4 protein-coding genes, 1 tRNA gene and 1 pseudogene are annotated in these 9,134 nt (G+C 41.4%); 3 read left to right on the top strand and 3 right to left on the bottom strand.

The features are described 5' to 3' along the window. The first annotated feature begins 136 nt into the window (after window positions 1-136). A pseudogene (locus GX756_02445) lies at window positions 137-361 on the top strand (ribokinase). Window positions 362-2,298: 1,937 nt separating this feature from the next. Here the strand turns inward: GX756_02445 and GX756_02440 are convergent. From GX756_02440 to GX756_02430, 3 genes are all read right to left on the bottom strand, one after another. Further along, window positions 2,299-2,374: transfer RNA gene (locus GX756_02440), tRNA-Thr, on the bottom strand. A gap of 291 nt (window positions 2,375-2,665) precedes the next feature. After that, window positions 2,666-3,574, bottom strand: a complete 909-nt coding sequence (locus GX756_02435; protein NLC16720.1) for an ATP-binding protein — start codon at window positions 3,572-3,574, stop codon at window positions 2,666-2,668. 3 nt (window positions 3,575-3,577) lie between these two features. After that, complete coding sequence (locus GX756_02430) at window positions 3,578-5,005, bottom strand: DnaD domain protein (protein NLC16719.1); 1,428 nt, start codon at window positions 5,003-5,005, stop codon at window positions 3,578-3,580. A gap of 180 nt (window positions 5,006-5,185) precedes the next feature. On the opposite strand from GX756_02430, the gene sbcD reads away from it, so the two are divergent. Both sbcD and GX756_02420 read left to right on the top strand, forming a co-directional pair. Continuing rightward, entirely contained in the window at window positions 5,186-6,319 is a 1,134-nt protein-coding gene (gene sbcD, locus GX756_02425; protein ID NLC16718.1) for an exonuclease subunit SbcD, read from the top strand. Continuing rightward, complete coding sequence (locus tag GX756_02420) at window positions 6,316-9,018, top strand: SMC family ATPase (protein NLC16717.1); 2,703 nt, start codon at window positions 6,316-6,318, stop codon at window positions 9,016-9,018. Before sbcD ends, GX756_02420 begins: the two co-directional genes overlap by 4 nt. The last annotated feature ends 116 nt before the right edge of the window (window positions 9,019-9,134 follow it).

The following is a 9,134-nucleotide window of genomic DNA, read 5'->3' as shown; positions in this document are numbered from 1 at the left end:
CTAACCAGTTTGGAAACGGCGGCAAAGATTAGGACAAGCGCTGATAAATTGACAGTCAAAAATATAATAATTAAAATATATGATAACTTATAAACGCTTTTATGCTGTTATAAATACAAAAGAAAAAGGAAAAGTTATGAGCAAGGTTTTTGTTATCGGCAGCGTCAATATGGACTTGGTAATATGCGCCGATCGGATGCCAAAAAGCGGCGAGACTATAAGCGGCTATGGCTTTATGACCAATCCGGGCGGCAAGGGCGCCAATCAAGCGGTGGCGGCGGCCAAAATGAACGCCGAAACCTACATGGTAGGATGCGTAGGCGACGACGCCTTTGGCGACGAGTTGCAAAAAGCGCTGGCCGGAAGCTATAATAAGATTATAGAAGTCAATACCTATAACAACGGCAATACCGGCATACAAATAAGCGGCGTGTCCACCGAAACCATTGACAAATGGCCCGCTTATAATCAGGTGATTAATTGCACCTCTTACAATAACGCCGACAACGGCTATGAAGACGCCGACGGATTCGCGGCCAAACTTACTTGCGGTCCTGGCAATGTGTTTGACGGCTGTATCGCTTATAACAACGCGGACGACGGCTGGGATTTGTACGCTAAGATACAAACAGGCCCTATCGGCGTTGTAACAATCAAAAACTGTATCGCTTACAGCAACGGATATTTGAGCGACGGCACTAACGCCGGCAACGGCAACGGCTTTAAGCTCGGCGGAACAAGTCTCATACCTTGCACGGATTGGGAATATGACGAAGACAACAAGCGCGTTTATACATACGGTCAGCATGAGCTTATCAATTCCATAGCCTATAACAACAAGGCAAAGGGCATAGACAGCAACTCATGTCCTGCCATAAAAGTTGTCAACTGCACATCCTATAACAACGGCTCTTATAACGTGGCGTTTTATACGCACGCGGGCAATACCAATTTTGAGGCGACGGGAATCATTTCGTTTAAGCAACTAGCGCAAGATTGGAACGGCGTTGAGGGCGGCTTTGACGCGGCTAGAGTCGCGATAGGCGAACAACTCAAGCCCAACAACCAAGACAACGCCAAGTTCCAAAACGAGACCACCTTCTATTGGGACGGATCGCAATCGTCCAACGGAACAGACCAAATTACAGCGGATGATTTTGTGTCGCTTGACACAACAATAGCGCCTTCCAGAAAAGCGGACGGCACGATTGACCTAAAAGGCCTATTGCAGCTTAAAGAGTCCAAAATAGAAGAATTTGGCGATACGGTTCCCGGCGCCAACTTTGCGACGGGTCTGACCCCTACGCCGCAAGCGCCCGATCCTGGCGATATAATTGAGGGCATTGATCCTACGCTTGAGTTTAGCGTAGAGGTATTGCCAAAAGGCGTAGTTAACCAGAAATATATTATACCTATCAATGCCGAAGACAATGCGACCGCCAAAGAAGATTTGGTCTTTATAATTAAAGTTCAAGACATCTATGGAAGGGAATACGAAGTAGATTACGAAGACTTTAGCTTTATCCCGACCAAAGCGGGCGCCTATACCATAAGGATAACGGTCTTTGACCTTGACGGCAACGAAGCGTTCCTTATGGGCGATATAGAGGTTGAGGCCGCTGCCGCCCAAGAAAAAGGCTGCAAAGGCTGCTCAAAGGAAAACGGCGCCTCCATAATTATAGTTATGGTCGCGTTGCTAGGCGCTCTTGTTATAATGAAAAAATAAGCCCAAAAGACAACTAATTTATCCAAAAGGGGAACGACTTATAACCCGTTCCCCTTTTTATGTTTTGGGTCTGTAAATTATTGTATGATAGTGTTTTGATTTTTTTTTGCCATTTTTGTTTGTTAGTTTCTTAACAAAAATAATTGAAAAAATCTATTCACTATAATAAAATATTTTAAATTATTGCTAAATTACAAGTTACTAAACGCTTTTATAGCATAGGAATTAAGATTAAAATTTTATTGGTTTTATATTGCTTAACCTATGCGCTATGAGTTTTTCAGTATGGTTTATTGTTGCAAGTAGTTTAGACTTTTTATGAATATTTGTCATATTTTTGCAATAGCGTCGGGCATAGAGATTATAACATTGTTAACTTTAAGTTTGGCAAAAATTGCTTTGAGGATGAAAAAATATTTACAAAAAAACTTATTTAATATAAAATTCAATGCATTATAATAATTTTTTTGAAATAAACCTTATATTAAAATAATACATGATCCTTTTTAATTTATATTGCTTATTTCGCCCTGCGCATTAGAAAAAAACCGCTAATTAGCGGTTTTTACCTTTGGAGCTGATGACGGGACTTGAACCCGTGACCTCCTCCTTACCAAGGAGGTGCTCTACCGGCTGAGCTACATCAGCATTTATTAATATTGGCGATATGTTTAAAAAGTCCTACAACTACGCTTATTATTTTTAATATATCTTGCCTACAAGTTATATCTTGCCACAAAATTATATCGCGCCTAAAAATTATATCTAGCTTAAAAAAATTGTATCTCGTATACAAGTTATATCAGGTTTAGAAATTACATCAAGCCTGCAAGTTTTCGCGCCATAAATTACAACATCGCGCCTATAAATTATAATATATCGTTATGCCTGTTGGCAAGCATAAAGCGATGTAATTATGGCTGAAAAATATGGATAATATTAGCTATCCAGCCTTACATCCTTGCCGTCAAATGTTAAGAACAACGAATCGGCCTTGTTGTTTAGCCTTGAAAAAATTCTTTCGCCATAGCGGTTTAATATATCGTCCAAAGATAAATTAGTGGAAATAAGCGTATGCTTTTTGGTTATTTTGCGCTCGTTAATAATAGTATATAAATATTCGCCGCTCACATTGCGGTATAAAGGCTCTGTGCCCAGATCGTCTATTATCAGCAAATCGCAGTCAATAAGCGGCTCAAGGTATTGAAGTTTTTCTTCCATAATAGCTGTATGGCTTTTTAAAAACATATTATTCAGCCCAAAAGCCGTCGTAAAAAACACATAAAATCCTGAATAAGACAATTGGCTCGCTATGCAGCTTATAAGGTATGTCTTGCCCGTGCCCGTCGCGCCGCTAAATACTATGGAGTTAAAATTAGTGTTAGGGAACTTGGCGCAGTATTGTTTCATTTTTTGGTAAGTGTTAATCATTAATTCCTTATGCTTTGGGTCTTTAAAAACGCCAAAATCGCAATTTTCAAAATTACACGAAATATTGCTAGAAACCCCGCACATATTGGCAATGCGTCGGGATATTTCCCTTTTTACGCAAACGCAAAGCTCTTTGCCTTGATAACCGCTGTCTTGGCATTTTTGGCAAGCGTATTGGGGCGTTATATGCAAACAAAGTTCGTCCAAAAGCTGCTGCCGCCGGGCCTTAATTTTTTCAAGTTCTTGCAAATTTTTGGGCTCGGGATTTTGACCGCACAAAAAGTTATATTCCCTGTATTTTTTTTCAATTTGATAAAACCGCTCGTCTTCAAGCGCCCGCTGATAGTTGTATTCGGCCAAGATTTGCGCGCGGCTTTGGCGGTCTTTTAGATTTTCCAATACTTCTTTCAAAATCATAATTTAAAATTCCACCTTGGTGATGTCGTCAATAAGGGCGTTAAGCTCTTGCTGGGTGTAAGTCCGCTGGGTAGAAGGCTTGGCGATTTTGGAGGCGTCGCCCTTTTGCGCGGCGATTTGTTTGGCTTGTTCCACTGTGGCAATCTTTTGGTCATGCCAAGACGACAAAACCTTATTCATATACGCGATAGGCGAAGCCGCGCCTTTGGCAAGCTCCGCGCAATACAAAATCAGCTCGTCGCTCAAGCCCCAAGAATATGTCCAAGTCCTATAGCTGTCCCTGTCCCAGCTTGTTATATTTTTTTCTATATTCAAAACCTCAAAGATACGCTTAATCTTTTTGTCGGTTTCGCTCAATCTTTCAAGGTGCGAAATAATGCTGCCCGCGCTGACTAGGCCTTGTTTGTAAAACTTGTTCACAAGCCCGTTCATGCCCTCAAGCGTGCGTATATGCCTTCTAAAACACGCGTCAGCAATCATAACAAGCGCGTCTTCCTCAAAGCCCTTGCTCAGCCAATCGCTGATATATGTCTCAATTATATAATCCAGCTGCTCGTAATACACTCCGATAGTGCGGTTTATCTTTCTGGCCAAGGCGTATAGCTTGTCTTTGTTGTTCTCAAACTCTTCAATTTCTTGGATAGTCATCAGCTTGCTTTCATAGTAACGGGTCAAAGCGCTGTCCAGCTTAGAAAAACCGCCTTTTTTTATTCTTTTGGCGACCGCGATTATGGTGTCAAAGTCAAACAAAAACTCTTCTTTCCATTTTAGATACATCGCGCGCTCGTCAATATCGGCTCTTTTGCGGCTGCCCAAAGCTTTCATTACCTGCGCCAGCTCCTCGCTGATTTTGTCATATTCCAAGATTTTTTGCTCCACGCGCTCGCAGGTTGTAATGCCCGCGTTTGCCCAATTTCTCGCCACAGCCGAGATATATTTGTAGTTGATATTGCCGCCTTTCAAATCTATGCAATACCTAACAATCATCAAAAACGCTTCGGGCTCAAAATGATAGGCTTCTATCAAGCTATAATATTCGTTAAACTCATTGGGCAAAATCTCGCGGTCAAACATCGCCTCAATCTTCATGTTAAACTCGGCGTATTTGGCAACGCTGTATTTTTTTAAGCTCAGCGCGTTTTTGGGCGGCAAGTATTTTACCGAAAAAGGATTATGACCGACTATGGACACAAGCCCAAGCTCGGCCCAATAAGTATAGGCGTCTATTATTTCGGAGGGCTGCATAGCCAAAGCCCTCGCCATTTTTTCCAGGTCGTTATCGGGCGAGTGTGAGTGTGCGCATAAGAACAAGCCGTAAAGATAGACCTTTACGCACATGTCGGGCGCTTGCGGAAGGTATTCCGAAATAAACAGGTTATCAACGCCCGTAAAACTGTCCAGCAAATATTCGCCCGAAAAACTAACTAACATTTTTTATATACCCTTGGAATTTATAAATATATGGGACTAAATAATAGCATTTTTTAGGGCAAACTTCAAGTTTATCTCAAAACCGTATAACCCCTTAAAACTATGTTTTTAAAACCATTAAAATTAAATAATATTGTTCAAAAAAAGGTTATGTGTTAATATAAGAACAGGTAAAAATATATGAAAATATTACACACTGCGGATTTGCATCTAGGCAAAAAATTATTTAATACGGACAGAACAAACGAGCAAGAGGCGGTCATGCAAGAGATTATTGATATCGCGCGCGCCAATAAAGTTGATTTGGCGCTTATAGCGGGCGATATCTTTGACACCGCGCTGCCTTCCGCAGCCGCAGAGACTCTCTTTTTTGAGAGCATGGTAAGTTTGGGCCAAATTTGCACGGTAATTGTGATAGCGGGCAACCATGACGATCCGGCGCGCCTCGCCGCCGCCAAAAAGATGGCGTTAAGCTGCAATATCGTTTTGGCGGGCGAGAGCGATATTACATACTCTGCAAGAAAGTTCGCGGCGGGAAAAGGCTATATAAAGACGGCGATAAACAGCCAAAAAGTTTGCGTCAATATTTTGCCTTATCCGTCCGATTCCAGAATGGGCGAGGCCATAGAAGAAAATACTTCTTATCCCGAGCGCGTCAAAAGAAGGCTGTTTGAGGGCGCTAAGGGTTTTGAAAAAGACAGTATTAACATAAATATAAGCCATTTGTTTTGCATAGGCGGCGTAAAAGAAGGCGACGAACGCGAGATAGAGCTGGGCGGGGCGCGGCTTATTCCCATTGACGCCTTTCCCGAGGCGCATTATACGGCGCTTGGGCATATCCACAAGCCGCAGACCATATCAAAATCCAAAAATATACATTACAGCGGCGCGATAATGCCTTACGCGTTTGACGAGACTTCGCAAAAATCGGTTATTATCGCCGATATTGATTTGCAAGGCGTGCGCGAGCTTGTAAGGGCGCCCTTGACCAAGTATAAGCCCGTAGCCAAGCTGCAGGCCGACAGCGTTATGCAGGCTTTGGATATTTTAGAGAAAAACCAAGGCAAATGGGTTTGGCTTGAGTTAAAGCTGGACCACAGCATAACGGACAGCGCCGCCAAAAAACTAAAAAGCTTTTCCAATATGTTAAGATTTTCATTAATTTTGCCCGAAAAAGAAAAAGTTATCATAAAAGACAAGCGCCTAAAATCCGACCGCGAAATTTTTATTGAGTTTTACAAAAGCCAATACGGCGGCAAAGAGCCCAAGCCCGAGCTTATCAATATGTTTTTGGAGATTATGAACGAGTTATGAAACCCATTAGTTTGAAGATAAAAGGCGTCAAAAATTATCAAACAGAGCAATTTATAGATTTTGAAGCCTTGGCAAGCGAAGGCGTGTTTGGGATTTGCGGCAAGACGGGCAGCGGCAAGTCCGCTATCGTGGAAAGCATTATTATCGCGCTGTTTGGCGACTTGCCAAGCGGCAGAGGCTATAATTACGAGATTGTCAACCTTAACGATAAGCAAGCCAGCATAGAGTTTGTTTTTAGCCTTAATAAAGACGGACGGCCAAAAAAGTATTTAATCGCGCGCCAGCTAAAGACCCAAAAAGAAAACAAAATGAGCGCCGAGATTTTTGACATTACCGGCCAAAAGATAAGCTTGGCTTCGGGGATAAGGGATGTCAAAAATTATGTGATTGATTTGTTAAAACTAAATGAAAAAGACTTTACCCAATGCGTTATCTTAGAACAAGGCCAGTATGACAAGTTTGTGACCGCGGACGCTTCCGAGCGTAAAAAAATGATAGGCAATATATTTTCGCTCAATAAATACGGCGAAGAGCTAAACAATAAGGTTTTGGAACGAAGGCGGGAATACCAAGGCCAAGCCGACGGGCTTGAAATTTTTCTTAAAAGCATGGGCGAGATTGACAAAGCCGTGATTGACCAAAAAAGAAAACAATACCAAGATTATGAGGCGCGGCTCAAAGAGATTTCCAAGCAAATAGAACAAGCCGACAAACATTTAAAAGAATTGGAAAAATTATACGAAGAATATCAAGAATATCAAAAATTACAAGCCCAAATAAAAAGCGCGCAAGACCAAAGGGAAGCTTTGGATCAAAAGATAACAAATTTGCGGCAAGATTACGCCCAAAAAGCCGAACAAGCCAAGCAGACCAAAGAACTTAGCCAAAAGAAAGAACGGCTAAGGTCTTATATAGACACCCTCCACAACAATCTCCAAACCCAAGCTAAGATAAAATCATTAACCGTTCAAAAAGACCAAAAAGCGCAGGAATACAAAAAAATAAAAAACGAAATAAGCCAAATTCAAGAAAATTTGCAAAAAGCTCAATGCGCCCAAGAACAATATGCCCAAAAAATTAATTCCTATTTGAAGGCCTTGGACAATCTTGTCAAAATAAAATTGCCGTTGGATGAAAAGCTGGCCGTCAATTTGGTTGATAAATTTAACGAATACGCCCAAGCTGTTCAAAAATATATAGATTTAAAAAAAGAATTGGAAGAGACAACGCTTCTAATTAAAGAGGACTGTCAAGCTTTGGACGGGCTTTTGGCGCTTCAAGCGGATATTGTAAAAAGCCAAAACGAATACAAAAAAACCCTGGAACAGCTTGAACAAGAATATGCGCGTTTTGCCGCGCATAACGCCAAGGCGCTTATAAGTTCACAAGTAAAGATAGGCGATAGGTGCCCTATTTGTAATAATATTATCGCGCGATTGTCAGAGGATTTGGAGATTATTAATTTGGAAGACATAACTGTCCAAATTGAGAATTGGAAAAAAGCTTTTTACGACATATCCCAGACCCAGGCCTCCCAAGCACAAAAGATAAGCGATACCGAAAAAGCCATTAAGGAAAAACAAGAAAAATTTCAAAAACTGCAGGCTGAAATAAACAAGCTAAGGCTTGACGATAGCTGCGTCAAAACCAAAGAACGCTTTGAGAGCATAAAAAACGACTGTTTGGATATGCTCGTAAAAATAAACAAAGCCCAAAAATATATCCAAGAACAAAAGGCGCTTCTTGAAAAAAACGAATTGTTATTGGAAAAGACCGAACAAGATGGCAAAAAACTGGCTCAAGAGATTAAGGAATTACAGGACAATCTAAAAAAGATTTTGGGCTCTTACGCTGATTTTGACCAAGCTTTGAAAGACAGCAACGAACAATACATTAACCTAGAAGCCCAAATAGAAGAGCTTGCAAAAGCCGAGCGCGAGGCCCAAAAAGCGCTTAATGAGGCGCAAACGGATTTGGTTAAAATCCAGACCGAACTAAAAGGCTTCCAAAACCGCGTTGCCCAATTAAGTCCCCGTCTTATAACCCAAGAACAACTACAAAACGCGCGCCAGCAAAAAGACGAATTGGACGAGGCCAAAAAACAGCTGTCCCAAAACCTAGGCGAGTTAAAAGGCGAGATAGCAAGGCTTGAACAAGACTTGATAAAATATAATGAAACCAAAAAAGAACTGGCTAAGGTCCAAAAAAAGCTGGATATAATCAATCAGCTCCACAAACTGACTTCATCCAACAAGCTGATGGAATTTATGGCTGAGGAATACATAGAAGAATTTACATACACGGCCAGCGAATATCTCAGCCTTTTGACTATGGGTCAATTTGAGTTAGTCTATGATAACGGCTTTTTGATAAAAGACCATTTTTGCGGCGGACAGCTCCGCAAAGTCAACACGGTCTCGGGCGGCGAGATGTTTTTGGTTTCGCTTTCTTTGGCTATCTCAATCTCGCGCGCGCTCTCCCGTCGCAGCGGCGCGGCGGCGGTTGAGTTTTTGTTTATAGACGAGGGATTCGGGACTTTGGATTCGGATTTGATAGATACCGTTATGGACGCTTTGGAAAAGTTAAAGGGCAGTTTTATCATAGGGCTTATTTCCCACAGGGTTGAACTGCAGCAACGCCTGCCTAAAAAACTCTATGTCCAAAGAACGTCCAAAGGCAGTATAATAAGTTATCAATAATGCGTATTGGGATTATGTAATCTTTGGCGAGAGAAAAAAGCAAAAAACGCCAAACTATAATCTAAATTTTTTATAATTTTATATTATATCCGCAAAAAATTGGGCTTAATGTTATT

The organism is Clostridiales bacterium (assembly GCA_012512255.1).
Lineage (GTDB): Bacteria > Bacillota > Clostridia > Christensenellales > DUVY01 > DUVY01.
This window is presented reverse-complemented; position numbering and strand designations above follow the sequence as displayed.